Genomic DNA, 26,703 nt, shown 5'->3' on the forward strand with positions numbered 1-26,703 from the left:
CAGCGGCAGTCGACTATTTGATCAGCGGCAGCAGTGTTTCGGCGGTGATGCGCATCTGGTCGGTGTAGAATTTCTCGGTCAGCACGCTGGAGCCATGGTCCTGGATGAACTTCAGCTGCTCGGGCGAGATATCGACCGGATGGCGCTCGACCATGTCGGGATAGGGTGCTGCCGGCGTGCGGTCGACCGGGGCGACGAACTCGTTGGTCAGTGCGCCGTCGTAGCCGACTTCCTTCAAGGTGGCGACGATCCTTGGCCAGTCGATCTGGCCGAGGCCGGCGGCAAAGCGGTTGTTGTCGGCGACATGGAAGTCGAACAGGCGCTTTCCGACCTGGCGGATAGCGTCATGGACGTTAAATTCCTCCATGTGGATGTGGTAGGCGTCGAGGCAGACGCCGCATTCGGGGCTGACCGCGTCAGCCAGCGCCAGCGCCTGGGCGCCGCGGTTGAACAGATAGGTTTCGAAGCGGTTGAGCGGTTCGACGGCGATCTTGACCCCGACCTTCTTGGCGTGGGTGAAACATTCGCGGGTCGCGTCGACCACCCACTTCCATTCCTCTTCCTCGGTACCGTCCGGGACCACCTTGCCGACGGTTGCCGGAACCAGCGTGATGATCTCGCCATCGAGTTCGCCGACCATCGTCAGCACGTCCTTGACGTATTGCACGGAGCGCTCGCGCTGGCCCTGGTCCCTGGCGGCGAGGTTGCGTTCACCCAGCATCAAGGTCACCGCGCCCCAGCAGCGAATGCCATGCTCCTTCAGCAGCGCCCGCGTCTCCTTGGTCTTGTACTGCGCGGGCTCGCCGGAAATCTCGATCGACTCATAGCCGAATTTCTTGATGCGCTTCAGCGTCGTCTCAAGCGGTTCCGCGCGCATCCAGTTGTGCGTCGAAAGATGCATGGTCTGTCCTTCCCAGATTCGTCCGTATGGTTTGCCTGCGACATGCATCGCCGGAAGACGATGCAAGGGTTCCTCCCCAAGGCATCCCCAGCCTGTTACTGTAAACTGGTTAGACCAATTGGGCCTGAAATGAGGTCTACAGCAAATTCCTTTAGACGGCAACAACTGTGGCGGCGCAACTTTCAGGGTGAATTAATTTGTTGATTACATTGCGATATGTGCCGTTATTTCGGGCGTTCGGAGTGTCTTTTCGGCGCATTCCAAGGCTTGACCAGATTGCCTTATTTGGTCATACCAGAATGGCGGTGTCGGCAGAGCGTCCGACGCGATGAGACCAAAATGACTGGCCCTGCTTTCATCAGGCGCTATGCTTGGTCGTGACAAACGAGGAGGATGCCGATGCCGACGACAATGAAAGGCCCTGGACTGTTTCTGGCGCAGTTCGCGGGCGATGCCGCACCGTTCAATTCGCTGGCGTCGATCACCAAATGGGCCGCCGGTCTCGGCTACAAGGGCGTGCAGATCCCGACCTGGGACGCGCGCCTGTTCGACCTCAAGAAGGCGGCGTCTTCCAAGGCCTATTGCGATGAGGTGAAGGGCATCTGCACTGATGCCGGGGTCGAGATCACCGAACTGTCGACCCATCTGCAGGGGCAATTGGTGGCGGTGCATCCGGCCTATGACGCGCAGATGGATGGGTTCGCGCCGCCGTCGGTGCACAACAACCCGAAGGCGAGACAAGAATGGGCTGTCGAACAGATGAAGTTCGGTGCCAAGGCATCGCGCAATCTCGGGCTGAATGTCTCGGTGTCGTTCACCGGCTCGCTGGCTTTCCCTTACCTCTATCCCTTTCCGCAGCGGCCCGCCGGACTGATCGAGGAAGCCTTCGGCGAACTCGGCAAACGCTGGAAGCCGATCCTCGACGCCTATGAAGACAATGGTGTCGATGTCGGCTACGAAATCCATCCTTCGGAGGACGTGTTCGACGGGGCGACCTTCGAGATGTTCCTCGACGCGGTCGGTGGCCACAAGCGCTGCAACATCAATTACGACCCTTCGCATTTCCTGCTGCAGCAACTCGATTATCTCGAATTCATCGACATCTATCACGAGCGGATCAAGGCGTTCCACGTCAAGGACGCCGAGTTCAATCCGACTGGACGGCAGGGCGTGTACTCTGGTTACCAGAGCTGGACGAACCGCGCCGGCCGCTTCCGTTCGCTCGGCGATGGGCAAGTGGATTTCGGCGGCATCTTCTCCAAGCTGACGCAGTACAATTACGATTCCTGGGCGGTGCTGGAGTGGGAATGCTGCCTGAAGCATCCGGAGGATGGTGCGGCCGAGGGGGCGCCCTTCATCCAGCACCACATCATCCGGGTGACGGAGAAGGCATTCGACGATTTCGCCGCCGGCACCACGGACAAGAAGCTGCTGCGCGCCATGATGGGAATTTGACACGGCTGTCCCTCTCCCTCGGGGGAGAGGGACATCTCACACGAGGGAGAAAAACATGGTTGGTGCATCGAAGTCGGAAACGGGAGGCGGCCCGATCCGCTACGGCATGGTCGGCGGCGGGCAGGGCGCATTCATCGGCGCGGTGCACCGGATCGCTGCGCGCATGGACAATGATTTCGTGCTGGTCGCCGGCGCCCTGTCGGCCGATCCGGCGCGTGCGAAAGCCTCGGCCGCCGAACTCGGGCTCGATCCCTCGCGCAGCTATGCGTCCTACGCCGAAATGGCCAAGGCCGAGGCGAAGCGCTCGGATGGCATCGAGGCGGTGGCCATAGTCACTCCCAACAACGTGCATGTGCCGGCGGCCAAGGCCTTCCTGGAAGCAGGCATCCACGTGATCTGCGACAAGCCGCTGGCAACGACCCTGGCCGAGGCGAAAAGGCTTGCGGCGATCGTCGAAAAGACCGGCAAGGTGTTCGTGCTCACCCACAACTACACCGCTTATCCGATGGTGCGGCAGGCGCGCGAAATGGTCGCCAAGGGCGTGCTCGGCGACATCCGCATCGTGCAGTCGGAATATCCGCAGGACTGGCTGACCGAGGACCTCGCCGCCACCGGCCAGAAGCAGGCGGCTTGGCGTTCAGACCCCAAGCAGGCGGGTGCCGGCGGCGCGCTCGGCGATATCGGCACCCATGCCTACAATCTCGCCCGCTTCGTCTCCGGGCTCGAACTCGACTCCCTGTCGGCCGATCTCGACGCCTTCGTGCCGGGCAGGCTGCTCGACGACAATGTCAACGTCATGCTGCGTTTCAAGCCGACGGGGAAAACGCATCCGGCCAAGGGCATGATCTGGGCGAGCCAGGTGGCGCCCGGTCATGAGAACGGCCTGAAGCTGCGCATCTACGGTTCGAAGGGCGGGTTGGAGTGGGTGCAGGCCGATCCTAACTATCTCTGGTACACGCCCTTCGGCCAGCCGAAACAGCTGATCACCCGCAACGGCGCCGGTGCGCTGCCGGTGGCGGGCCGTGTCAGCCGCGTTCCGTCAGGCCATCCCGAGGGTTACCTCGAAGGCTTCGCCAACATCTACCAGGAGGCCGCACGGGCCATCCGCGCGGCACGTAAGAAGGGTGGAAAGCCGGCAAAGGATGTCGTCTTCCCGACCATCCAGGACGGCGTCGAGGGCATGGCCTTCATCGAGGCCTGCGTGAAGTCGTCGAAGAAGAACGGGGCCTGGACCAAGCTGTAAGAGGCGCCGAGTAACGAGGGCCCTCACCCAGATAGCCAACCGGATTGCGAAAGGCAATTCGGGGCAATCCGGCCTCTCCCCGAGGGGGAGAGGAGGCGTTGGCGCATATCTCTTCTCCCTCTCAGGGAGAAGGTGGCCGCGAAGCGGCCGGATGAGGGGAGCGGCGAACACCGGCGGTGCAATCGGCCGGCCGCCAAAAAGGGAGGGCGTCGATGAAGATCGGCATGTGCATGTTCTTGTGGACGACGGCGGTATCGAAGAAGCACGAGCCGCTGCTTCGAGACATCAAGGCAACCGGCTTCGACGGTGTCGAAATCCCGATCTTCGCCGGCACGCCGGACGACTACAGGAAGCTGGGCGAATTGCTCGACCGTATCGGGCTGGAGCGGACCGCTGTGTCAGCCATGGGCGATCCGGCGATGAACCTGATTTCGGCCGATGCGGCAACACGCAAGGCCGGTGTCGACTACATGAAATGGGCGATCGATTGCGCCGATGCGCTTGGCGCCCGCACGCTGAGCGGACCGCTGCATTCGACGCTCGGCGGATTTTCCGGGTCCGGACCGACCGCCGCCGAAAAGAAGCGCTCGATCGCCTCGCAGCGTGCCATCGGCGACCATGCCGGAAAGCGCAACGTCACCGTCGGGCTCGAGGCGCTGAACCGCTTCGAATGCTACCTCCTCAACACCATGGCCGACCTGTCGGAGCATATCGATGCCATCGACCGGCCGCACATCAAGGCGATGTACGACACGTTCCACGCCAATATCGAGGAAGCCGACCCGATCGGCGCCTATACGAAGCACCGGGGCAATGTCGTGCATATCCATATATCGGAGAACGATCGCGGCGTGCCGGGGCGTGGCAACATTCCGTGGAAGGAAACTTTTTCCGCCATTCGCAAGAGCGGCTATGACGACTGGCTGACGATCGAAGCGTTCGGTCGCTCGCTGAAGGATCTGGCGGCGGCGACCAAGGTGTGGAGGGATTTTTCCGAGATGCCGGAAGCCGTCTATCGCGATGGGTACAGGCATATCAGGGACGGGTGGAGGAAGGCGGCTTAGGCGCCTACGTCTGGTCCATTTTCTATTTGTGTTCGCGTCGCTTGCCAGGTGGTTCCCCCACTCCGTCTCGGCTTCGCCGAGCCACCTCTCCCCCCTCCGGAGGGAGAGGAAGGGGCTGGTGGGGCCGGGACACGAAGAGAGCCTCGGCCTTCGGGGACAAGCGCGGATCGGACAGTCTGGTGCCTTTCCTCTACCCCGTCGACCGGGGGAGAGGTGTCGAGCGAAGCTCGACGGAGTGGGGGTCGACCCCTCGGCGCCGGGCGAGACGATGCTTGCGCTTCTGCGTCACAACACTAACCCTGCCTGGCCTGGATCCTGTTGTAATCGTGGATCGTCCGGCTCAGCCGGCGGCGCAGGAAGTTGGATATGTTGTCGAAAACGAAGACGACGAGCAGAATTAGCAGCACCATGTAGAACACGTTAGCCCAGTTGGAATTGGTGCGCATCGCTTCCCACAGTTTCAGGCCGATGCCGCCGGCGCCGACGGCGCCGATGATGGTGGCGCCGCGGGTGTTGGATTCCCACTGGTAGAGTGTCTGGCTGATGAAGACCGGGATCACTTCGGGCATCACGCCGTAGCGCTGCACCAGGATGCCGTTGGCGCCGGTCGAGAGCACGCCTTCGCGCGGCTTGTCGTCGATGTTCTCCAGGCCTTCCGAATAGACTTTGCCGAGGGTGCCGATCTCGGTGAAGAAAATCGCTGCACTTCCCGCCAGCGGGCCGGGGCCGAAGGCGCGGGTGAAGAACAACGCCCAGATCAGCATGTCGACCGAGCGCATGAAGTCGAAGAAGCGCTTGAGCACCTGGCTGAGCACGCCGTTCGGCGTGATGTTGCGCGCCGCGAAGAAGGCAAGGGGGAAGGCGACGATGCCGCCGAGCAGCGTGCCAAGGAAGGCCATGACAATGGTCTGCAGCAGCTTCGTCCAGACGTCGCCGTGCTGCCACTGGGCGTTGTTCCAGATGTTGTCGCCGGCGAGGGCGAGGTTGGTGGTACCTGGTTTCAGCTCTGGTCCCGAGATGATCAGCGAGATCACTTCCCGCGCTGACTTGCCGAAGAACGGCGAGCGCGTGTCGAAGACGAAGTTCGCCCAGCCGAGGAAGCGCTTGCGCACCTTGACGCGGTCGACAGTGACGCGCACCTCGCCAGCGAAGCCCATTTTGGCCACCACCTCGTCGTCATGGGCGGTGATCCAGTCCGGTACCGCACCCGTGACCACCGGCTTGCCGCTGGTCAGCGAAACAGGCACGGTCTGGCCGTTGGCGACGATCGTCGCCTGCGTCTTGTCGAAGGTGACGGATTTTGCCGGCCCGTCGATCAGCACGGTGAAGGTGCCGTCTGGATTCCTGACCACCCAGTCGGGATTCGGGTTGTCGCCCAGCGCGGAAAAGCGCGGGTATTTGGGCGTGATCTCCGGCTGGTCGAGACGGAATTCCGGCTGCAGATCGTAGCTGATCCATTGTGTCAGGAAGAGCGGCAGGCGCTCCCAGTGCGATTCCCGCAGCACCTGCGGCAGGCTGAAGAACCACAAGGCATAGATCAGATAGAGGAGAGTGCCGACGAACAGAAGGAGCGGACCGAAGCGCTTGTATGCCGGGCGCCGGAACACCTGCGGGTGGCGCGCCTCGATCGACAGCATCTCCTCAGCGGTCATGGTCGCCATGATTTACGCCCCCATCATGAAGGCTTGTTCGCCGACCAGCTTGCGACGAAGCCAGGCGGAAAACTGGTCGATGATGAAGATGGTGGTGAACAGGAGCAGCACCAGTGCCAGCGTCTTGGCGCCGAAGCCGCGCGAGATCGAGAGCTTCAGCTCTTCGCCGATGCCGCCGCCGCCAACGGCGCCGATGATGGTCGAGACGCGGACGTTGATCTCCACGCGCAGCAGCGTGTACGACATGAAGTTGGGCAACACCTGCGGCAGGCCGGCAAAGCGAACCCGCTCGAACCAGTTGGCGCCGACTGCGCGCAGGCCTTCCTCGGCTCGCATGTCGATGTTCTCGTTGATCTCGTAGAACAGCTTGCCGAGTGCGCCGATGGAATGCAGGCCGATGGCGATGATGGCGGCGATCGGACCGGTCGAGACGATGGCCGCGAACAGCCCGGCGATGACGATCTCCGGAAAGGCACGCAGCAATTCCATGAAGCGCTTGACCACCAGCCTCAGTGCCGGATGAGGCGTCAGGTTGCGCGCCGCGATGAAGGAAAAGGGCACGGCGAAGACAAAGCCGATGAAGGTCGAGACCAGCGCCACGTTCACGGTGGTCAGCATCAGCTCGACATATTCGGGGATGTAGAAACCGTCCCAGACGTAGACGCGGCCGAGCGGGAAGTTGAATTCCTGGGTGCCGGTATCATGCGGCGAGGCAATGTCGAACAGCGCCCGCCAGACGTCGTTCCAGTCCTTGGGGACCAGCCAGCTCAGGAAATCCAGAATATGCGGCAGCCGGTCGAAGAAGTGCCCGGCGTTGGCTTCGTCGGCGAACCACATGCTGGAAAGCATCGCGGCAAGCAGCAGCCCGACGCCCAGCACGGTATAGAACCGGCGCAGCGACGTCTGGCGTCGCCAGGCATCGGCCATCTCGTGGGTGGCGCCGGAGGGGGCTGTCACGGAAAGGGTCATGATCGGAGATGCAAAAAGGGCGGTACTTGATGAGGTACCGCCCTTTTGCAATTTCGCCGTTAGCCGCCGATGGCTGCCTTACGGGCTTCTACGATGACGCTGTAGAAGTCCGGCTTCACCGGAACGTAGCCGGTGAAATCGCCGCCTTCGACGCCTTCGAAGCAAGCCTTGTCCTTCTTGGGCAGGTCGGTGAAGAAGGCCGCCAGCTTGGCGGTCATGTCGTCGCCGATCGCGGTGCGCACGACAAGCGGGCCGTTCGGGATCAGGCCCGAGCGCCAGACTTCGACGAAGTCGTTAGGGTCGACGGCGCCCTTGGCGACTTCCTTGTGGAAGGTGCCGGAGGTGTAGCCGTTCTTGAAGTCGCCGATGCCCGAGGAATCGTCGACCGCGACATCTACCTTACCGTCACGCACGGCCAGAACGTTGTTTTCGTGGCCGCCATTGAACTGGGTCGAAGCGAAGTAGGTCTCGTTCGAGGCGCCGGTGGTCTTCGGAATCTGGGTCAGCGGGATCAGATAGCCGGAGGTCGAATCCGGATCGGCATAGCCGAGCTTCTTGCCCTTGGCCGACTTGATGTCGGTGATCCCCGACGTCTTCAGCGCCAGCCCGATCGAATAGTAGCCGGTGGAGCCGTCGGTCTGCTTGGTGGTGAGGATCGGGGTAACCGCCTTCGGATCCTTGAGATAGACGCTGGCGTAGCCGGAAGCGCCGAGTTCGGCGAAGTCGAGCGTGCCGCCGAGCAGGCCCTGGATGACGCCGTCATAGTCAGCGGCGGGGAACAGCGAAACCTTCTCGAAGCCAAACTCTGCCTTCAGGTGATCGGCCAGGCACTGGTAGTTGCGCAGCCGGTCGGTTTCGTTTTCACCGCCGAGAATGCCGACGCGAAATTCCTTCATGTCGGCGGCATGGGCCATGCTGGTGGCCATGGCGAGCACCGAAACGGCACCGAAAACCATCTTCCTGAACATTGATATCTCTCCTGTAAGTTCCGGCCCCGCGCCGGCAGCGTTCTTGATCTTGACAAGTGCCCTTGACGCGGACGGACGATCCAGGCTGCTCGCTATTGGCCCTTACTGGGCTCAGTATCCCGGGAATGCGGGCTCGAGCGGTCCGGCGGATGCGGCGATCTTCTGCTTGAAGGCAACGCTGGTGGAGGTGATGACCTCCGATATCTCGCCGCCATTGCTGTCGGCGCCGTAGACAAGACGCACGGCTTGGCGGTCGAGCTCTTCGGGCGGCCCGTCGAAGACGACCTTGCCGGTGGCCATGCCGATGATGCGGTTGCAATAGGTGCGGGCGGTATCGAGCGTATGCAGATTGGTGACAACGGTGATGCCTTCGCGCAGATTGATGTCCTGCAGAGAATCCATCACCACCTTGGCGTTGAGCGGGTCGAGCGAGGCGATCGGCTCGTCGGCGAGGATCACCCTGGGCTGCTGCATCATGGCGCGGGCGATGGCGACGCGCTGCTGCTGGCCGCCCGACAGCGTGCCGGCGGGCTGAAGTGCGGTGCGGGCGATGTCGAGCCGCTCGAGCGCGGCGACCGCCTCCGCGCACTCGGCGCGCGAAAACATGCCCAGAAGATTGGACAGGGTCGAACGGTGGTTCAATTTGCCGAGCAGCACGTTGGTCAGCACGTCGAGGCGCGGCACCAGGTTGAACTGCTGGAAGATCATGGCGCAGTCGCGCTGCCAGCGCCGCAGCGGCGACCCGCGCAGCCTGGAAACCTCTGCGCCGTCAAAAAAAATCGACCCCTGGCTGGGGTCGACAAGACGGTTGATCATGCGAAGAAGAGTGGATTTGCCTGCACCCGAACGACCGATGACGCCGACCATCTGCCCTTGCGGGATCGAGATGCTGACGTCGCTGACGGCGGTGTTCTTGCCAAATCGTCGGCTGACGCCGCGGATTTCGAGCGTGGCAGAGTTTGCTGACATGGGCTGGTTCCAGTCCGGTCCATATTGATCGTCAGGCACTCGCCTAACGCAACCACATGAACCTGCCGTGTCGCGATGATGTCAGTTTTGTTACGCTCCACAGGCGCGGCGACTGGCGCCTTGCGGGCGATCAGCCGAGCACCAGCAATTCCTCGAAATGCTTCATGTCGCGGAATGCGCAGAAGGCGGGAGCCTTGATCTCGATCACCGGCGCCTGGCGCGCGAAAAGTGCCAGGCAATCGTCAAACAGCGCCTGCCACGCGGCGGCCCTATCATCATCAAAGCGCTGGATCTGATAGGCGAAGGTGATGTGGAAGACGTAGGTGTCGTGGTCGGGATGCCGGTAGCCGAACGGCACCGCGAGCGCATCGCGCCAGGCACGCATGATGCGCGCATCCTCGTCGGTCACGCCGGCAACGGTGAGGCCGGTCGGCAGGACCTCGGCCACCTTGATGTTGAAAGGCCCGAAGCCCTGGAACCCCTTCAGGCGCTCCAGATAGAGGCGGGTCATGGCGTCGATGCTGGTGTCGAGCGGCACGTCCCGCGGCCAGAAGGGCAGGCGACGGCGATATTCGATTATGCCCTGGAAAAGGGTCATGTGCAGGCTGGAAACGGGCATGAAGGCGAGGCGGTCGGCATCAGGCATTGCCAGCATCTTCTCGCGGACAGCTAACACCACCGCTTCCGAAGGCGAGCCGCTGACCAGATGGCTGACGACGGTGTTGCCCGGCTCGAGGAGGAAGTTGCCTGACGCGTCGTAGCGCGTGCCGAGATGCGCCGGCAACGCCGGATTGGAGCCGGCAAAGAATCCGGCGAGCGAGGGTCTGAGGGTGTCGAGCATGGCGATCTCCTTGAAGGAGATCGCGTCCTGTCCGAGTCCTGTGTCAAGGGTATGAACAAGCCGGCGATATGACGATGATGCGAGGGCTATGCCTCTTTGCCCGATGCACGTTCCTCGTATTTCTCCAAAAACGCTTCGGCCGTCAGCTCCCGAAAATCATCGAGCGCGGCGCGCAGCCTTGCGTGATCCCAATCCCACCAGGCAAGCGCCTGGTAGCGCGCGGCGGTGCGGCGGTCGAAGCGCTCGCGGATCGGTTTTGCCGGTACGCCGGCGACGATCGTGTAGGGCGCGACGTCCTTCGAGACGACGGCGCCGGCGCCAACGGCGGCGCCGTCGCCGACGGTGACGCCGGGCAGGACGGTCGAGCCGTGGCCGAGCCAGGTGTCGTGGCCGATGGTGACGCGCTTGGCGCGGCGCTCGGCGAAGAATTCGCTCTCATGCTCGGCATCGTCCCAATAGTCGGAGGCGCGGTAGGTGAAGTGGTGCAGCGTCGGCCGCCAGGTCGGGTGGTTGGTGGCATTGAGGCGCACGCTGGCGGCGATGTTGGCAAATTTGCCGATCGTCGCGCACCAGACCGCGCAGTCCTGCATCATGTAGGAATAGTCGCCGATCTCGCTTTCCGAAACCCGGCTGCGGTCGGCGATCTCGGTCCAGCGGCCGAGTGTCGAGTTGTGCACCTCCGCCGTCGGGTGGACCAGCGGCGTCTCCGATAGCTTCCTGGTCATGCGGCGATTTTTCCCGGAGCGAAGGCGGTGACGTCGATGATGCGGTCGGCCACCGCCTCGCGCACATCGTGATCGTGGAAGATGCCGAGCAGGGCGACGCCCGCCGCCTTTTTGGCGGCGATGAGTTCGATCACCACGTCGCGGTTCGTCGCATCGAGCGATGCGGTCGGCTCGTCGAGCAGCAGGATGGGGTGCTCGGTGATGAAGCCTCGCGCGATGTTGACACGCTGCTGCTCGCCGCCCGAGAAGGTTGCCGGTGGCAGCATCCAGAGTTTTTCCGGCAGGTTGAGCTGGGCCAGCAACGCGCGTGCCTTGGCTCGGGCTGCCTCGCGCTCCTCACCGCGTTCAACCAGTGGCTCAGCGACGACGTCGAGAGCCGAGACACGCGGCACGGTGCGCAGGAACTGGCTGACATAGCCGATCGTTTGCCGGCGTACGGCAAGCACGGTGCGCGGGCTGGCATGGGCGAGGTCGATCAGTCCGTCCTCGTGCCTGACGATGATCTGGCCTTCGTCGACGGCGTAGTTGCCGTAGAGCATCTTCAGGATCGAACTCTTGCCGGCGCCGGACGGACCACCGAGCACGGTGCATTCGCCCGCCTTGATCGAGAACGAGACACCCGCGACGACAGGGAGTTTGATGCCGTCGCGCAGATGCATGGTGAAGCTTTTGGCAACGTCGGAAACAACGAGTGGGGTCGGCATCAGAAGGTTCTCCGATTGTCGTCGGTCGGCGGGACACGCGCCATCATCACACCTGCAAAATCGAGGAAACGAGCAATTGCGTGTAGGGCGCGCGCGGGTCGTCGAGGACGCGGTCGGTGAGGCCGCTTTCGACGACGCGGCCGTCCTTCATCACCATCATGCGCTGCGACAGCAGTCGCGCCACGGCGAGGTCGTGGGTGACGACGATCGCGGCAAGGCCGAGGTCCGTGACCAGGCCGCGCAAGAGATCAAGCAGGCGGGCCTGCACCGAGACATCGAGGCCGCCGGTCGGCTCATCCATGAACACCAGCCGTGGCCCGGTGACGAGATTGCGGGCGATCTGCAGCCGCTGACGCATGCCGCCGGAAAAGGCGCGCGGTTCGTCGTCGATGCGGTCTTCCTCGATCTCGACGCGCGACAGCCAGTCGACCGCGGTAGCGCGGATCTTGCCGTAGTGGCGGTCGCCGACCGCCATCAGCCGTTCGCCGACATTGGCGCCGGCCGAGACCGTCATGCGCAGGCCGTCGGCTGGGTTCTGATGGACAAAGCCCCAGTCGGTGCGCATCAGGAAGCGGCGCTCGGCCTCGCTCATGCGGTAGAGCTCGCGGAACTGGCCGTCGCGCATGCGGTAGCTGGCTGTGCCGGAGGAAGGCAGCAGCCGCGTCGACAGGCAGTTGAGCAGCGTCGTCTTGCCGGAGCCGGACTCACCGACGACCGCCAGAACCTCGCCCGGCCACAGGTCGAAGGAGACATTGTCGCAGCCGACCCGCGAGCCATAGAACTTGGAGAGCGCCGAGACGCGCAGCAGCGGTTCGTCGGTCATTGCGCCGGCTCCATGTTTCCTGCGGCAAGATCGGTTTCGGGGGCAAGGTGGCCGCGATGGCCGTCGGCGCGCCGCTTCTCGCAATAATCGGTGTCGGAGCAGACGAACATGTGGCCGCCATGGTCGTCGAGGATGACCTCGTCGAGATAGACATTCTCGGCCGCGCACAGCGCACAGGGCTGATCGAAAGTCTGCACCTCGAACGGATGATCCTCGAAGTCGAGGCTCACCACATCGGTGAAGGGCGGCACGGCGTAGATGCGCTTTTCGCGGCCGGCGCCGAACAGCTGCAGGGCCGGCGAGCGGTGCATCTTGGGATTGTCGAATTTCGGTGTCGGCGACGGGTCCATCACATAGCGGCCCTCGATCTTGACCGGATAGGCATAGGTGGTGGCGATGCGGCCGTGCTTGGCGATGTCCTCATAGAGCTTCACATGCATGAGGCCGTATTCTTCCAGCGCATGCATTTTCCGCGTTTCGGTCTCGCGCGGCTCGAGGAAGCGCAGCGGTTCGGGGATGGGCACCTGGTAGACCAGCACCTGGCCCGCCGTGAGTGGATGTTCGGGGATGCGGTGACGGGTCTGGATGATGGTGGCGGTGGCGGTATCGGTGGTGACCGCGACGTTAGCGACTTTCTTGAAGAAGGCGCGGATCGACACGGCATTGGTGGTGTCATCGGCGCCCTGGTCGATGACCTTGAGCACATCGTCGGGGCCGATAATCGACGCGGTGACCTGCACGCCGCCAGTGCCCCAGCCATAGGGCATCGGCATTTCGCGCGAGGCGAACGGCACCTGGTAGCCCGGAATGGCGATGCCCTTGAGGATCGCGCGGCGTATCATCCGCTTGGTCTGCTCGTCGAGATAGGCGAAGTTGTAGGTGGCGATGTCTGTCGGTTGCGCAGTCATTCCGCTGCCTCCTTTTTTTCTTCCGCCTTCGCTGGATTTTCGCGTGCTTCGTACTCGGCGCGCATGCGACGTACGAGATCGAGTTCGGCCTGGAAGTCGACGTAGTGCGGCAGCTTCAGGTGCTCGACGAAGCCGGTGGCCTGGACATTGTCGGAGTGCGAGATGACGAACTCCTCGTCCTGGGCGGCGGCGACGATATCCTCGCCGAGCTCCGCGGCGCGCAGGGCCCGGTCGCAGAGTGCCATGGCCATCGCCTTGCGTTCGCTCTGGCCGAAGACGAGGCCGTAGCCGCGGGTGAATTGCGGCGGCGCCTTGGCCGAGCCCTTGAACTGGTTGACCATCTGGCATTCGGTGACGCGCACCGTGCCGAGCGGCACGGCGAAGGGCAGTTCGGGAACGTCGAGTTCCAGTTCGACCTCGCCGATGCGGATTTCGCCGACGAAGGGATGGTTGCGGGCATAGCCGCGCTGGGTGGAATAGCCGAGCGCCAGCAGAAAACCCTCGTCGCCGCGCGACAGTGCCTGCAGGCGGATGTCGCGCGCCATCGGGAATTCCAGCGGCTCGCGGGTGATGTCGCCGGGCACATGGTCCTGCGGCATCTGGCCATCGGGCTCGATCAGGCCTTCACGGGCGAGGATCGCCGAGACGCGCGGCATTGGCTGCGCTTCCGTCTCGCGCTGCAAGGGATCGGCGACATCGGCCCCAGCGGCAAGTTCAGGGTCGAGCAACCGATGCGTGTAGTCGAAGGTCGGACCGAGCAACTGGCCGCCTGGCAGATCCTTGTAGGTCGCCGAGACGCGCCGTTCGACCAGCATGCAGCCGGTGTCGATCGGCTTGCTGTAGCCGAAGCGCGGCAGCGTTGTGCGGTAGGCGCGCACCAGGAAGATCGCCTCGATCATGTCGCCGCGTGCCTGGACGATGGCGAGTGCGGCCAGTTCACGGTCATAGAGCGAGCCTTCGCTCATCACCCTGTCGACGCCGAGCGCCAGCTGTTCGACGATCTGGTCGAGGCGAAGTGCGGGCACCGAGCGGTCGCCGCGCCGGCGATCGGCGAGCAGGCTGTGGGCGTTGGCAATGGCGGCCTCGCCGCCTTTTACCGCGACATACATTTTACACCTCCATCGTCTTGATGCGCGTCGTGCGCGGCAGGCAGGCTATGCCGTCCGATGTGGCGAGGATGATGTCGACGCCGCGCGGAAAGCGCCTGATATTCTGCTTCCACTGCTCGACGAAATGGCGCGGCATCCGTGCCGGCGCGATCGTGGCGCTGGTTTCAATGCCCGGGCCTTCCAGCAGTAACGGAGTGCCTGAAACGAGGTCGCCGACCTGCAGGATCAGCGTCGTCGATCGGTCGGGATAATCCTGCGTGCCCTGCGAAAAACCGTCGAGCGTCATCATCTCGGCCGGCGTGGCAACAAATGCGAAATGCGCGTCGGCCGGCGTGTTGGCCAGCGGCGCGCCGGTGTGGAAACCAAGCCAAGACCCGATCGCGGCGGAGGCATGCAGGGCCGGGTCGAGCCAGAGCGGCGTGTCGTTGTCGCATAGCGCCAGTGCTACGGCGCCCGACGTCGCCGAGAGCGGAGCCGGCGGGCGGGCCAGGGGTGGCAAGGGGTGGACACTGCCCGGCCGCGCCATGGCATCCATGACGGCCCGAAACACGGTCTGAGCGTTGAAGACCGGATCGGCGAAACCGCCCTCGATCGATTGCGCAGCGATATCCATCAATCTTCTCCGCGAACCATGGTGAAGAAATCCACCTTCGTTGCCGCCGTCTCGGCGCGGCGTTTTTCCTGGGCAGCGGCAAGCGCCGACCGCAAAGGCGCGATCAGCCTGGTCTCGACCTCGGTGCGGCGGGCAGGGTCCTGCCAGAGCGCGTCGGCTATTGCTCCCAGCTTCGCCTTCTGCTTGTCGCGGCCAAGCGCGTAACAATGGCCGACCTGCCCGGATGACAGCCGGACAGTGGCACGCGTGACGGTCGCCTCGCCGACATTGAAGGGCGCGCCGCCGCCGCCGATGCGGCCACGAAGCGTGACAAGGCCCGTCTCGGGACCGCGCAGAAGTTCGGCTTGCGAAGGCAGGCCAGACTCGTTCCAGAGCCGGACGATGTCGTCGCCGCTCGATTGCGCCAGCGTCGCCATGGCGGCCTTGCGCTCGGCCTGATCGCGGGCTTCCTGTCCTCGCATCGCCAACTTCCTCTCTGCTAAATTTGTCTATTGATATAGACAACTATACAAATTATACATATTACCTAACGCGAGTCCATGACGGGTGCGTGACAGGCCGGGGGGCAAAACATGATCGAGCATGATGTGGCCGACAGCATCGAGCGACGCAGCGGCGTCTCATTGTGGCGCCAGATCGCCGACAGGATCCTGCAATCGATTGCCGCCGGCGATTTCGCCGAAAATGCCGCGCTGCCGCCCGAAGTCGCGCTGGCCGAGCGCTACGGCGTTAACCGTCACACCGTACGCAGCGCCATATCGGCCCTTGTGCAGGAGGGCGTGCTGCGGGCCGAACAGGGGCGCGGCACCTTCGTCCTGTCACGCAAGCGGCTGTCGTATCCGATTGGCGCGCGGACACGCTTTTCGACTGGCCTGCAGGGGCAGACGTCGGAACGGCACGTCGTGCTGCTCGCTTCGTCGGTCGAGCCCGCCAGCCAGCGCGTGGCCGAAGGCCTTGGCCTTGCCCGGGGTGCCGAGGTGATCCGGTTGGAGACACGCGGCGAGGCTGACGGACGGCCAGTGTCGCGCGCCGCTGGATGGTTCGATGCCCGGCGCTTTGCCGGCATCGACAAGGCGATGGCGCAAACCGGTTCTATCACCGCCTCGCTCGCACGTTTCGGTATCGACGATTATCTCAGGCAATCGACCGTGCTCTCGGCGCGCCATGCCGACGCCGCCGATCTCGCCGATCTCGATCTGCAGCCGGGCGCCATCGTGCTGGTCACGGTTGCGGTCAACGTCACACCCGACGGCCAGCCGATCCAGTTTTCGGAGTCGCGTTTTCCGGCCGAGCGGGTGGAGTTGAAGCTGTCGGCGCTGTAGGGCTATCCGATCTCGATCACGGCCTTGATCAGGCCCGACTTTTCATGCGCCCAGCGTGCGAGATCTCCTGGCGTATCGGCCAGCGTGGTGCGGTGGGTGACAAGCTTGGCCAACGGCACGGCACCATTGCGGATCGAGGCCGCGACATGGTCGAAGTCGGCGCGCAACGCATTGCGGCTGCCGATCAATGTCATTTCTCGCTTGTGGAACTCGGGATCGGAAAAAACAATATCGTCCTTGACGACGCTGACCAGCACCAGCGCTCCGCCATGCGCGACGTGGGCAAAGGCCGATTGAACCGATCGCGTGTTGCCGGTGGCGTCGAAGACTACGTCGAAGCCTTCGCCGTCGGTCGCATCACGCACCAGATCGGACACGGGTCCTTGCGAGCCGTCGAGAATCGAAAAGCCGAGTTCACTCGCCGCGAAGACCAGTCTTTCGGTGCTCATATCGAGAAGTGTCACATCCAACCCGGCAATGCGGGCGAAGATGGCGGTGCCGAGCCCGATCGGGCCGGCGCCGATGACCAGGGTGCGGGCGCCAGGCTCGGCCCGGGCGCGCCGGACGGCATGCGCCCCGATGGCCAGGAATTCGACGGCGGCGGCGTCGGCGAGCGACAGGCCGTTGGTGGGATAGAGATTCTTAGCCGGCACCAGGATCTGTTCGCACATCGCGCCGTCGCGGTGCACGCCGAGCACTTCGATCCTGACACAGCAATTGGGCTTGCCGTGCCGGCAGGCGATGCATTTGCCGCAGGAAAGGTAGGGGTTGATGATCACCGGTTCGCCAAGGGCGAGGTCGACGCCTTCGCCCCGCTCGGTCACTGTGCCGGAGACTTCATGGCCCATGATGCGGGGATAGGCGAGGAAAGGGTGCTTACCCTCGAAGATATGGTAGTCGGTGCCGCAGATGCCGACATGACTGACCGCCACCAGGGCCCAGCCGGGAGGCGGGGCGCCGGGAGCCGGGTGGTCTTCGACAACAAGGTCGCCGGGCGAGCGGCAGACGACGGCTTTCATGCTTTGATCCAGTCTGTTCAAGAAATCGCCGGCCCGCGCCAGGCCGGCGATCGATTGGAATGCGTCATTTGCCGCGGCGGCGCAGTCCGTCGAAGTAGACGATGATGATGATCAGCGCGCCGGTGATGATGCGCTGCCAGAACGAGTTGACGTTGAGCAGGTTGGCGCCGTTGTTGATGGTGGCCAGGATGAAGGCGCCAAGCAGCGGCCCGTGCACCGAGCCGACCGCGCCGAACAGCGAGGTGCCGCCGATGACCGAAGAGGCGATCGCCTGCAGTTCCCAGCCCTCGGCCTGGGTCGGGTTGCCGATGCCGATGCGGGCGGCGAGCAGCACGCCGACGAAGGCCGCGCACAGGCCGGACAGCGTATAAGCCATGTAGATGGTGCGCTGGACATTGACGCCGGACAGGCGCGAGGCCTCGGCGTTGGAGCCGACCGAAAAGAGGTAGCGGCCCCAACGGCTGTGATGCAGGAAGACATAGGCGGGCACACCCACCAGGATCACCATCCAGAACAAATTGGGGATGCCGATAAAGGAATTGCGCGAGAAGGCGGTAAAGCTGTCGCTGTTGATGTTGATCGAGTTGCCGTTGGTCATCAAAAGGCCGATGCCGCGCAGCGAGGTCAGCGTCGCCAGCGTGATGATGAACGGCGGCAAGCCCATCTTGACGATGCCGAAGCCATGGAAAAGGCCGATGGCGACACCGACGAGCAAGGTGATCAGGATGGCGACCGCGATCGGAACGCCGGCATTGATCAGCATGGCGACGACGACGGTGGCGAAGCCGACCACCGCGCCGACCGACAGATCGATGCCGCCGGTGATGATGACGAAGGTCTGGCCGACCGCCATGATGGCGATCATCGAGCCCTGCCGCAGAAGATTGGCGATGTTGTTACCCGAGGCGAAGCTTGGCGTCGCCAGGGACAGGACGATCCAGAGCAGCACCAGCAGCGCCAGCAGCGTCAGCCCGAACAGGACGTTGTAGTTGCGCTTCGGTTTTTCGGCGGGGATCGCCTCGATGCTCATGTCTGTCCTCCCAGTTTTTCTTGTTTCTCGGCGAGCGCCTGCGTGAGAATGTCCTCGTGACTGGCGGTATGGAACCCGTGCGTGGCCACCAGCTTGCCGCGCCGGAACACGTGCAGCGTGTCGGCCAGTTCGTAGACCTCCGGCAAATAGGACGAGATCAGGATGATGCCGGCGCCCTTCGACAACAGCTCGCCGAACAGGCGATAGATCTCCGCCTTGGTGCCGACATCGACGCCGACCGTCGGTTCGTCGAAGATGAACAGCTTGGCGCCGTGCGCCAGCCATTTGCCGATGACGATCTTCTGCTGGTTGCCGCCCGAAAGGCTCGACGCCAGCGCCCCGCGCGTCGGCGTCTTGATCCTCAGGCCGGCGATCTGACGGTCGGCCTCGGCCTTCTCTTTCGCATTCGAGATCAACAGATTGCTGGAGATGCGCTTGTAGATCGGCAAATTGAGGTTGAGGCCAACCGGCAAATTGAGGCAAAGGCCTTGGTCGCGGCGGCTTTCCGGCGCCAGTGCCATGCCGAGCTTGATCGCGTCGTGCTCGGAGTTGATCTGGACGTCCTTGCCTTCCCACAGGATCTGGCCGGCCGACTTCTTGTGACGTCCATAGAGCGAGGTGACGAACTCGCTGCGGCCGGCGCCGATCAGTCCGTAGAGGCCGACGATCTCACCGGCACGCACCGTCATCGAGATGTTCTCGAAGCCTTTGCCCGACAGGTTCCTTGTTTCGACGATCGGAGCGCCCGGCGTGAAATGCTCCTTGTGATAGACCTGTTCGATAGAGCGGTTGATCATCATCTTGACCAGCTCGGCATCATTGGTCTCGGCGATATTGCGTGTGCCGACCAGCGTGCCGTCGCGCAGCACGGAAACCCGGTCGGCGAGTTCGAAGACTTCCTCCATGCGATGGCTAATGTAGATGATCGTCACGCCTTCACCCTTCAGGCGCCGGATCAGCGTGAAAAGCTGGTCGGCCTCCTTGCGGGTGAGGTAGGCCGTGGGTTCGTCGAAGATCAGGAATTTGGTGCCGCGCACCGTGGCGCGGGCAGCGGCGATCAGCTGTTGCTGGCCGATGGTGAGATCACCCAGCACGACATGCGCCGGCAGGTCGAAGCCGAGATCGTCGATGATCGTCTGCGCTTCCCTGACCATGGCGCGCTGCTGCAGGATGCCGAAACGGGAATTTTCCTCGCCAAGGAACATGTTGGCGGCGACCGTCAGGTGACGGCACAGCACGACTTCCTGGTGCACGGCATTGATGCCGAGCGCCATCGCTTCATGCGGCGTCGCCAGGGCTGCCGGCTGGCCTTCCCAGAGGACCTCGCCAGAGGTGCGCGGCATGACGCCGGTCAGGAGTTTGATGAGGGTCGATTTGCCGGCGCCGTTCTCGCCGACGATGGCGTGGATTTCGCCTGACTTGAAGGCGAGATTGACCGGCTTCAGCGCATGGGTGCCGGGGTAGCGTTTTTCCAGCCCGCGCAGTTCGAGGATGGTCCTGCCGGGTTCCAGCACGGGGGCCGGATGCAGTTCCTGCGCCGTCGGCGTCATGACAATCCTCCCAGATTGGCCTCGCGGTTGGCATTCGGCGAGGCTGCGGTCGTCTTTCAGGCGAAGGCCAAACGGGCTGATCGCCAAGCCGCTTTGGCGGCGGATGCTTCCGGGGCCTCTGGCCCCGGAAGCGGTTTTGAACGCCGGCTGCTTAGAGCTTGGGATTGAGCAGCGCGTCGATCTTGGGGTCCTTCATATTGGCCTTGGTCACCAGATTGGCGCCGGTGTCGACATTGGCCTCGACCTTTTCGCCCTTCGAGGCGGCGAGCGCGGTCTTGATGCCGTCATAGCCCATCCGGTAGGGATCCTGGACGACGAGGGCGGAAATGACGCCGTCGTTGAGGAACTTGATCAGCTTCTCGTCGCTGTCGAAGCCGACCAGCGCCAGCTTGCCGCCAAGGTTGTTCTCGGCGACGGCCTGGCCGACGCCCTGCGCCATGATCAGGTTGGAGGCGAAGATGCCCTTGAGGTTCGGATTGGCGGTGATCAGGTCGGTGGCGATGTTGAGTCCGGTGGTGGCCTGGCCGTCGGCGTATTTGTCGGCGACCAGCTTCAGGCCGGGATATTTTGCCTTGAGCTGCTCGGTGAAGCCCTGCTTGCGCTGTTCGAGCGAGCCGGCGCCGGGAGCGTTGGTGATCAGGGCGACGTCGCCCTCGATCTTGCCGCCATTGGCGGCGCCGATGGCGGCGGCAAGGCCGTCCGCGGCGACGCGTCCGCCCTGCACGTTGTCGGTGGTCAGGAACGAGGTGAAGGCCTTGGAGTCGGCGCCGGAGTCGATGCCGATGACCTTGACCTTGGCGGCCGCTTCATCGATCGGCTTGCCCAGCGCCTTGAACTCGGTGGGCGCGATCACGATCGCGGCCGGGTTGCTGGCGACGGCGTTCTCGAGGATCGAGACCTGGCCGTTGACGTCAGTCTCGGCCTGGGCGCCGAGTTCCGGCACGTTGATGCCGAGATCCTTGCCGGCCTTGCGGGCGCCGGCCAGAACGATCTGCCAGTAGAAGGACGTGGTGTCCTTGACAATGATCGGGATGGTCACATCCGCCGCCGAAACCGGTGCGGTATGCATGACGCCGGTGAGCATCGATGCTGCCGCCAGGGCCATGACGGCGCGGCGGTTGAGAATGCTGGTCACGAATTTCATAGGATCCTCCCTAAGTCGCCCGGTGAACGTTAACGGAAGCTCCGTCCGGATAGGCGTGGCCCAAACAGAACTTTATCAATAAAAAACAGTTGCACCGTTTTGATAGTGCATCGATCCAGCCGATGCAAGCGGTGTTTCAGCCAGTTCTTCCAACTGCCCGACAATGACTCCCCAGCGGCGGCTCTCCCTTGTCGCGGTCAGGCGCTCCCGTTTCCGTTCTGTGAAGGTATGGAATATTAATTCCATAGATCAGTCAACATGGAATGTTCATTCTTCTCTGGATCGCGACATCGTGAAGGCGGGTCGCGCGCCCGTGCACATCGCGACGATGCGCTTCAATGCAGTTCCTGCACCACCGTGTAGGGACGATACCTGGCATAGTCCGTCTCCGGCACGTCGATATCGAGCAGTTCGAGGTTGCGCGTCAGGTTTGCCAATTTTGCGGTACCGGTCAGCACAGTGGCGACCGCGGGTTCGTGCAAAGGAAACTGGAACGCGGCGGCGGGCAGCGGGTAGCCACCTTCAGCGGCGATCTTCTCCATGGCGTCGACACGGTCGAGAACATCGCGGCTGGCGGGCTGGTAGTCGAAATGCGCCCCTTGCACCGGCCCGGTCGCCAATATGCCTGAGTTGAAAACCCCGCCAATGACAAGCGAGGTCCGTTGCGCCCGGCACAGCGGCAGCAATTCGGCTTCCGCGCTGCGGTCGAGCAAGGAATAGCGGCTGGCGAGCAGGATGCAGTCGAGCGGCGCGCGGCGCATCACGTCGAGGCAGATCTGGACTTCATTGACGCCGAGCCCGTAGGCGGAAATCGTGCCGGCCCGCTTCAGCTCCTCGAGCGCCTTGAGGCCGCCGTCCATCAACTGGCGAAAGTGCAATTTGGTTTTCTCGACACCGTGCGTGTAAACGCCGATATCGTGGACAAACAGGATGTCTATCCTGTTTAGCCCAAGGCGCGCATAGCTGAACTCGACCGAGCGCATGATGCCGTCATAGGAATAGTCGTAGTCCAGCGCGAAGGGCAGCGGATCGACATAGGAGTGGTCTGGCACCTGATCTTCGGGCACCGGGTGAAGCAGGCGGCCGACCTTAGTCGACAGCACATAGGAATCACGTGGCTTGTAGCGCAGGAAATCGCCGAAGCGCCGTTCCGACAGGCCGAAACCGTAGAAGGGCGCGGTGTCGAAATAGCGCAGACCCGCCTCCCAGGCACCCTGCAGCGTTTCCATTGCCGCTTCGCGCGAACACGCCCGGTAGAGGCCGCCGATCGCGGCGCCTCCGAAACTGACTTCGGTGACCTCCAACGCGGTCTGGCCGATGCGGCGTTTTTCCATGCGCAACCTCCCTATCCCGGCCACTTGTCCGGCCGGGCAGTCTATCAGACATCAATCGAAATCAGAGCGTCGCGCCGAGATGCCAGGGCACGAATTCGTTGTCCCCGTAGCCAAAATCCTCGCTCTTGGTCTTGCGGCCCGAAGCCGTCTCGACGATTAGTTCGAAGATCTCCCGGCCCATGCCGGCGATGGTCTTTTCGCCGGAGGCAATGACGCCGCAATTGACGTCCATGTCCTCTTCCATCTGGTGATACATGGTCGAGTTGGTGGCGACCTTGATCGAGGGGGTCGGCCGGCAGCCGAAGCAGGAGCCGCGGCCGGTGGTGAAGACGATGACATTGGCGCCGCCCGCGACCTGACCGGTGGCAGAGACCGGGTCGTAGCCGGGCGTATCCATGAACACCAGCCCATTGCCGGTGACTTTCTCGGCGTAGCCGAAGACGCCGTTGAGCGGCGTCTGGCCGCCCTTGGCGACCGCGCCCAGCGACTTTTCCAGGATGGTGGTTAGGCCGCCGCGCTTGTTGCCAGGCGACGGATTGTTGTCGATCGAGGCGCCATGCTTGGCGACGTGATCCTCCCACCATTTCACGTAGCCATCGAGCTTCTTGGCGACCTCGGGGCTTGCGGCGCGATAGGCGAGCAGGTGCTCGGCGCCATAGATTTCCGTCGTCTCGGAGAGGATGCCGATGCCGCCGACGCCAGCGAGGATGTCGACGGCCGCACCCAGCGCCGGATTGGCGGTGATACCCGACATGCCATCGGAGCCGCCGCATTGCAGGCCGACGACGATCTCGCTGACGGGGATCGGCTCGCGCTTCAACTGACCGACTTCCTCGGCGATCTCGGCCAGCACGCCCATCGCCTTTTCGACCGATTTGCGCGACCCGCCGGCATCCTGGATGTTGAAGTGGCGCTTGCCGGCGGCGGCACCCTTCTGGCCGTAAAGCGTGAGCTGGTTGACCTCGCAGCCGAGCCCGACCATCAGCACGCCGCCGAAATTCGGGTGGCGGGCATAGCCGGCCAGCGTGCGGTGCAGCACCATCATGCCGTCGCCGGTGCCGCTCATGCCGCAGCCCTGGCCATGGACGATGGGCACGAAGCCATCGATCCCGGGATATTTCGGCAAAAGGGTCCGGTTGGCGGTGTCGGCGATCGAATGGCAGACGGTGGCCGAGCAATTGACGCTGGCGATGATGCCGATGAAGTTGCGCGTGCCGGCGCGGCCGTCGGCGCGGCGATAGCCCATGAATGTCCGGGCGCGGTCCGCTTCCGTCGCATGCTCGGCCTCGCTTGGCGGCACCACGGGGAGGCGGCCGGCCTCGAAGACCAGATTGTGCGAATGGACATGCTCGCCGGGCGCGATGTCCTGCGTGGCGCGACCGATCGCCTGAGCGTATTTGACCACGGCTTCACCCGCGGCAATCGGCTTGATCGCCACCTTGTGGCCGGGCTCGATGACGGTGGCAGCGAGCGCGCCACCCGGCAGCGCGGTGCCGATCTCGATGCGCCCATTGGCAACGGCGACATTGTCGGCGGGGGACAGAAGAATGGTATTCGAGACGTTCACGGGCGGTTTCCTGGGTGATCCTGGGATGCGCGGATTGACACGCGCCTGTTAAGAGTTAATGTCTTTTATCGTGAAAAAACAGTTTTGCGTCAATTGTTTTTTCACGGCGGTTCCGCCCTGGGTAAGTGGTGGCGCTGCAGACGATGGAACGTCATATTGCGCTTCAAGCCGGCCGCCGCAAGCGCTGGCGTGCAACGGGTCAGGGGATGTCGAAGAGCAACAACGTCTACAAGGACGCCTATAACCGTTGTCTGAGGCTGCTCGATGAGACGCGCAGCCTGCCCTCGGAACCGGAACTTGGCGCCTTGCTGGGAGTCAGCCGCACGACCGTGCGCAGCATCCTGGCGCGCATGGAAGAAACCGGGTTGATCGCCTGGAACAAGCGCGCCAAGACGGTGCTGCGCGATCCACGTGCGGATGATTTCTTTCCCGAGGAAGAGACCGACACGCTGGCCGAGATCATCGAACGGTCGTTCATGCGCAGGCTGCTGGCCGGCGGCGCCGAGGCCGGCATGCAGATCAACGAGCTCGAACTGGCGCGCGAGATCGGCGTCGGCACCACCAGCGTACGCGAGTTCCTGATCCGCTTCTCCCGCTTCGGCCTGATCGAAAAACGCCGCAACAGCCATTGGGTGCTGAAAGGCTTCACGCGGGCCTTCGCGCTGGAACTGACCGAGATCCGCGAAATGTTCGAATTGCGCTCGGCCGCCGCCTTCACCGCGCTGCCGCAGGACAGTCCGGTATGGAGCGATCTCGATCGGCTGGAAGGGGAACACCGCGTTCTGGCACGCGAGATCGCGACGCGTTTCAATGAGTTCTCGGAGCTGGACGAGCGCTTGCACCGGCTCATTCATCGCGCCTCACGCAACCGCTTCATCGTCGATTTCTACGACGTCATCGCCATGATCTTCCACTACCACTACCAGTGGAACAAGGCGCAGGAACGCGAGCGCAACGAAGTCGCGATCGGCGAGCATCTGGCCTATATCGAGGCGCTCAAGTCGCGCGATCTCGGCAAGGTCGATGCCGCCTGCCGCAAGCACCTGAAGTCGGCCCGCCAGACATTGCTGACCTCCATCCCGGAAAGCCGGCCATCTCAAAAGAACTGATCCTGCCGTGTTGCCGCAGCATGGAATTGCCGATTTTCGACCTCTGGCTGCCGTGGTAGGGATAGTCATCGATCGTTTGAAGAGGCAAATGGTGAACCGCCGGGAGAGACGCTGGAGCATGCCGGTCGCGCTTGTCGCGGCCTGTCTGCTGTTGCTCCAGTCGACACTTGGTACGTTCGCCTTCAGCATCAGGCCCGATACCGCGCAGCTCGATGCCTTCGGCAACGTGATCTGTACCCATGATGGCGCCACACAGCTTCCCGGTGGCGACCAGCACCCGTCCCATCCGCCGGCCTGCTGCACACTCGGCTGCAGCATGTTTTCGCCGGCCTATGCGCCGCCGGCCGATGCCGGGCTTGCGCTTGCGTCCCTTTCCTTCGAGACCGTCGCCTTCGTCTTCCCGGCGACCACGCATCTCGACTTCGCCCGCGAACGCTCCCCATCGAATCCGCGCGCGCCGCCACTCGCGGCTTGAGCCTGCTTGCTTGCGGAACGTTTCGCGAGCGTACTCATCCAAGATCAAACATTCGCGACCGGCGACGGCGCGATCATCACGTCATGGAGCAACCATGTCCCATTCTTTCCGCATATCGGCAGGCACTGTGTTCGGCCGCACCCTGTCTCGCTTCAAAGCCGATCTCGGCATTGCCGCGTTAGCCCTCGCGCTTGTCTTCCTGGGCGCCCAGGCCGTCCTGGCGCATGAATTCAAGGTCGGCGATCTCGAAATCGAACACCCCTGGTCGCGCGCCACGCCAGCCGGCGCCAAGGTGGCCGGCGGCTATTTCACCATCGTCAACAAGGGCAGTACACCAGACCGGCTGCTGTCGATTTCCTCCGACGTCTCGGAAAAGGCCGAGCTGCATCAAATGGGCGTCAAGGACGGCGTCATGACCATGCGGCCGGTGGATGGTGGCCTGGAAGTCCCGGCAGGCGGCAAGGTCGCGCTGGCGCCGGGAGGCTACCACCTGATGTTCATCGGCCTGAAGCGGCAACCCAAGCAGGGTGAAAAATTCGCCGCCACGCTGACCTTCGAGAAGGCCGGCACGGTCAATATCGAGTTCGCCGTCGAAGGCATGGGCGAAATGGGCGGCATGGACGACCACGCCAATTGATCGCGCCGATCACCAATTTTGAAATCAGAGGGACCATCATGAACAAATATCTTTTGGCGGCCGGAGCGTTTCTCGTGCTGGGGACAAATGCCGCCTTCGCGCACATCACGCTGGAGACCCAGGAGGCGGCAGTCGGCTCGACCTACAAGGCTGTGCTGCGCGTGCCACATGGCTGCGACGGCAAGGCCACGACGGCCGTGCGCGTGCAGATCCCGGAAGGGGTGATCGCGGTGAAGCCGATGCCGAAGCCAGGCTGGACGCTGCAGGCCAAGAAGGGCAAATATGAAAAATCCTACCAGCTCTATGGTCAGGCGGTTGCCGATGGGGTCAAGGAAGTCGACTGGAGCGGCGGCAATTTGCCGGATGAATTCTACGACGAGTTCGTCTTCCGCGCGACGCTGACGGCCGACCTGCCCGTCGGCCAGAAGCTGTACTTCCCGGTGGTGCAGGAATGCGGCGATGCCGCCGCCCGCTGGATCGAGATTCCGGCGGCCGGACAGGATGAGGACGCGCTGGAGAACCCGGCGCCCGGCATCAAGCTCACGCCGAAGAAATAGCTTTTCTCCTTGGCG

The 26,703-nt window shown here is 63.4% G+C and carries 27 protein-coding genes; 8 read left to right on the forward strand and 19 right to left on the reverse strand.

All coding sequences use genetic code 11. The annotated features are described in order from the left end of the window. Positions 1-13: 13 nt before the first annotated feature. A complete protein-coding gene (locus tag FJW04_RS06850; protein WP_015315643.1) occupies positions 14-901 on the reverse strand; it encodes a sugar phosphate isomerase/epimerase in 888 nt (295 codons plus the stop codon). Positions 902-1,300: 399 nt separating this feature from the next. Between FJW04_RS06850 and FJW04_RS06855 the strand changes: the two genes are divergently transcribed. The 3 genes from FJW04_RS06855 (at position 1,301) to FJW04_RS06865 (ending at position 4,663) form a co-directional block, all read left to right on the forward strand. Then, entirely contained in the window at positions 1,301-2,356 is a 1,056-nt protein-coding gene (locus FJW04_RS06855) for a sugar phosphate isomerase/epimerase (protein WP_140713162.1), read from the forward strand. Between the two features lie 55 nt (positions 2,357-2,411). Next, on the forward strand, positions 2,412-3,599 hold the full coding sequence (locus FJW04_RS06860; protein ID WP_015315645.1) for a Gfo/Idh/MocA family oxidoreductase: 1,188 nt from the start codon (positions 2,412-2,414) through the stop codon (positions 3,597-3,599). A 212-nt stretch (positions 3,600-3,811) separates the two neighbouring features. Then, positions 3,812-4,663 (forward strand): sugar phosphate isomerase/epimerase, encoded by an 852-nt coding sequence (locus tag FJW04_RS06865; protein WP_140713164.1) that lies wholly within the window; start codon positions 3,812-3,814, stop codon positions 4,661-4,663. Positions 4,664-4,956: 293 nt separating this feature from the next. Here the strand turns inward: FJW04_RS06865 and phnE (FJW04_RS06870) are convergent, their stop codons facing one another. The 12 genes from phnE (FJW04_RS06870) to phnG all read right to left on the reverse strand — a co-directional run bounded on the left by phnE (FJW04_RS06870) (position 4,957) and on the right by phnG (position 15,405). Further along, the gene (phnE, locus tag FJW04_RS06870; protein ID WP_140713165.1) at positions 4,957-6,324 is read right to left on the reverse strand and encodes a phosphonate ABC transporter, permease protein PhnE; all 1,368 of its coding nucleotides are present in this window, start codon (positions 6,322-6,324) and stop codon (positions 4,957-4,959) included. A 3-nt stretch (positions 6,325-6,327) separates the two neighbouring features. Further along, positions 6,328-7,284 carry a phosphonate ABC transporter, permease protein PhnE gene (phnE, locus tag FJW04_RS06875; RefSeq protein WP_140713166.1) on the reverse strand — a complete coding sequence of 319 codons (957 nt, stop codon included), beginning with the start codon at positions 7,282-7,284 and terminating at the stop codon, positions 6,328-6,330. Positions 7,285-7,343: 59 nt separating this feature from the next. Further along, positions 7,344-8,252: a phosphonate ABC transporter substrate-binding protein gene (phnD, locus tag FJW04_RS06880; protein ID WP_015315649.1), complete on the reverse strand. Its 909-nt coding sequence runs from the start codon at positions 8,250-8,252 to the stop codon at positions 7,344-7,346. A 111-nt stretch (positions 8,253-8,363) separates the two neighbouring features. Then, positions 8,364-9,221, reverse strand: a complete 858-nt coding sequence (gene phnC / locus FJW04_RS06885; protein ID WP_140618948.1) for a phosphonate ABC transporter ATP-binding protein — start codon at positions 9,219-9,221, stop codon at positions 8,364-8,366. A 130-nt stretch (positions 9,222-9,351) separates the two neighbouring features. Beyond that, positions 9,352-10,062 (reverse strand): DUF1868 domain-containing protein, encoded by a 711-nt coding sequence (locus FJW04_RS06890; RefSeq protein ID WP_140713167.1) that lies wholly within the window; start codon positions 10,060-10,062, stop codon positions 9,352-9,354. Positions 10,063-10,148: 86 nt separating this feature from the next. Further along, the gene (locus FJW04_RS06895) at positions 10,149-10,787 is read right to left on the reverse strand and encodes a DapH/DapD/GlmU-related protein (protein WP_140713168.1); all 639 of its coding nucleotides are present in this window, start codon (positions 10,785-10,787) and stop codon (positions 10,149-10,151) included. After that, on the reverse strand, positions 10,784-11,491 hold the full coding sequence (gene phnL / locus FJW04_RS06900; protein ID WP_015315653.1) for a phosphonate C-P lyase system protein PhnL: 708 nt from the start codon (positions 11,489-11,491) through the stop codon (positions 10,784-10,786). Before phnL ends, FJW04_RS06895 begins: the two co-directional genes overlap by 4 nt. 46 nt (positions 11,492-11,537) lie before the next feature. Then, entirely contained in the window at positions 11,538-12,314 is a 777-nt protein-coding gene (gene phnK, locus FJW04_RS06905; RefSeq protein ID WP_015315654.1) for a phosphonate C-P lyase system protein PhnK, read from the reverse strand. Next, complete coding sequence (locus FJW04_RS06910) at positions 12,311-13,222, reverse strand: alpha-D-ribose 1-methylphosphonate 5-phosphate C-P-lyase PhnJ (RefSeq protein ID WP_015315655.1); 912 nt, start codon at positions 13,220-13,222, stop codon at positions 12,311-12,313. The genes phnK and FJW04_RS06910 overlap by 4 nt, the downstream gene beginning before the upstream one ends. Further along, entirely contained in the window at positions 13,219-14,331 is a 1,113-nt protein-coding gene (locus tag FJW04_RS06915) for a carbon-phosphorus lyase complex subunit PhnI (protein WP_140713169.1), read from the reverse strand. The genes FJW04_RS06910 and FJW04_RS06915 overlap by 4 nt, the downstream gene beginning before the upstream one ends. Before the next feature lies 1 nt (position 14,332). Further along, positions 14,333-14,944, reverse strand: coding sequence for a phosphonate C-P lyase system protein PhnH (gene phnH, locus FJW04_RS06920; RefSeq protein WP_140713170.1), 612 nt, complete (start codon positions 14,942-14,944; stop codon positions 14,333-14,335). Continuing rightward, the gene (gene phnG, locus FJW04_RS06925; protein WP_140713171.1) at positions 14,944-15,405 is read right to left on the reverse strand and encodes a phosphonate C-P lyase system protein PhnG; all 462 of its coding nucleotides are present in this window, start codon (positions 15,403-15,405) and stop codon (positions 14,944-14,946) included. The genes phnH and phnG overlap by 1 nt, the downstream gene beginning before the upstream one ends. Before the next feature lie 111 nt (positions 15,406-15,516). Between phnG and phnF the strand changes: the two genes are divergently transcribed. Then, on the forward strand, positions 15,517-16,266 hold the full coding sequence (gene phnF / locus FJW04_RS06930) for a phosphonate metabolism transcriptional regulator PhnF (RefSeq protein WP_140618934.1): 750 nt from the start codon (positions 15,517-15,519) through the stop codon (positions 16,264-16,266). Between the two features lie 2 nt (positions 16,267-16,268). Here the strand turns inward: phnF and FJW04_RS06935 are convergent, their stop codons facing one another. The 6 genes from FJW04_RS06935 to FJW04_RS06960 form a co-directional block, all read right to left on the reverse strand. After that, positions 16,269-17,285: a zinc-binding alcohol dehydrogenase family protein gene (locus FJW04_RS06935; protein WP_015315660.1), complete on the reverse strand. Its 1,017-nt coding sequence runs from the start codon at positions 17,283-17,285 to the stop codon at positions 16,269-16,271. A gap of 64 nt (positions 17,286-17,349) precedes the next feature. Next, complete coding sequence (locus tag FJW04_RS06940; protein WP_015315661.1) at positions 17,350-18,315, reverse strand: ABC transporter permease; 966 nt, start codon at positions 18,313-18,315, stop codon at positions 17,350-17,352. Continuing rightward, a complete protein-coding gene (locus tag FJW04_RS06945; RefSeq protein WP_140618932.1) occupies positions 18,312-19,865 on the reverse strand; it encodes a sugar ABC transporter ATP-binding protein in 1,554 nt (517 codons plus the stop codon). The genes FJW04_RS06940 and FJW04_RS06945 overlap by 4 nt, the downstream gene beginning before the upstream one ends. 151 nt (positions 19,866-20,016) lie before the next feature. Then, positions 20,017-21,009, reverse strand: a complete 993-nt coding sequence (locus tag FJW04_RS06950) for an ABC transporter substrate-binding protein (RefSeq protein ID WP_015315663.1) — start codon at positions 21,007-21,009, stop codon at positions 20,017-20,019. 335 nt (positions 21,010-21,344) lie between these two features. Beyond that, positions 21,345-22,343 (reverse strand): aldo/keto reductase, encoded by a 999-nt coding sequence (locus FJW04_RS06955; protein ID WP_015315664.1) that lies wholly within the window; start codon positions 22,341-22,343, stop codon positions 21,345-21,347. A 61-nt stretch (positions 22,344-22,404) separates the two neighbouring features. Further along, a complete protein-coding gene (locus FJW04_RS06960; RefSeq protein ID WP_015315665.1) occupies positions 22,405-23,910 on the reverse strand; it encodes an altronate dehydratase family protein in 1,506 nt (501 codons plus the stop codon). A gap of 206 nt (positions 23,911-24,116) precedes the next feature. Between FJW04_RS06960 and FJW04_RS06965 the strand changes: the two genes are divergently transcribed. The 4 genes from FJW04_RS06965 to FJW04_RS06980 all read left to right on the forward strand — a co-directional run bounded on the left by FJW04_RS06965 (position 24,117) and on the right by FJW04_RS06980 (position 26,688). Then, positions 24,117-25,019 carry a GntR family transcriptional regulator gene (locus FJW04_RS06965; protein ID WP_140713172.1) on the forward strand — a complete coding sequence of 301 codons (903 nt, stop codon included), beginning with the start codon at positions 24,117-24,119 and terminating at the stop codon, positions 25,017-25,019. A 118-nt stretch (positions 25,020-25,137) separates the two neighbouring features. After that, positions 25,138-25,494 (forward strand): DUF2946 family protein, encoded by a 357-nt coding sequence (locus FJW04_RS06970; protein ID WP_140713173.1) that lies wholly within the window; start codon positions 25,138-25,140, stop codon positions 25,492-25,494. Positions 25,495-25,588: 94 nt separating this feature from the next. Further along, on the forward strand, positions 25,589-26,131 hold the full coding sequence (locus tag FJW04_RS06975; protein WP_140713174.1) for a copper chaperone PCu(A)C: 543 nt from the start codon (positions 25,589-25,591) through the stop codon (positions 26,129-26,131). Positions 26,132-26,169: 38 nt separating this feature from the next. After that, positions 26,170-26,688 (forward strand): YcnI family protein, encoded by a 519-nt coding sequence (locus FJW04_RS06980; protein ID WP_140713175.1) that lies wholly within the window; start codon positions 26,170-26,172, stop codon positions 26,686-26,688. Positions 26,689-26,703: the final 15 nt, after the last annotated feature.

The organism is Mesorhizobium sp. B2-7-3 (assembly GCF_006440715.1).
Lineage (GTDB): Bacteria > Pseudomonadota > Alphaproteobacteria > Rhizobiales > Rhizobiaceae > Mesorhizobium > Mesorhizobium australicum.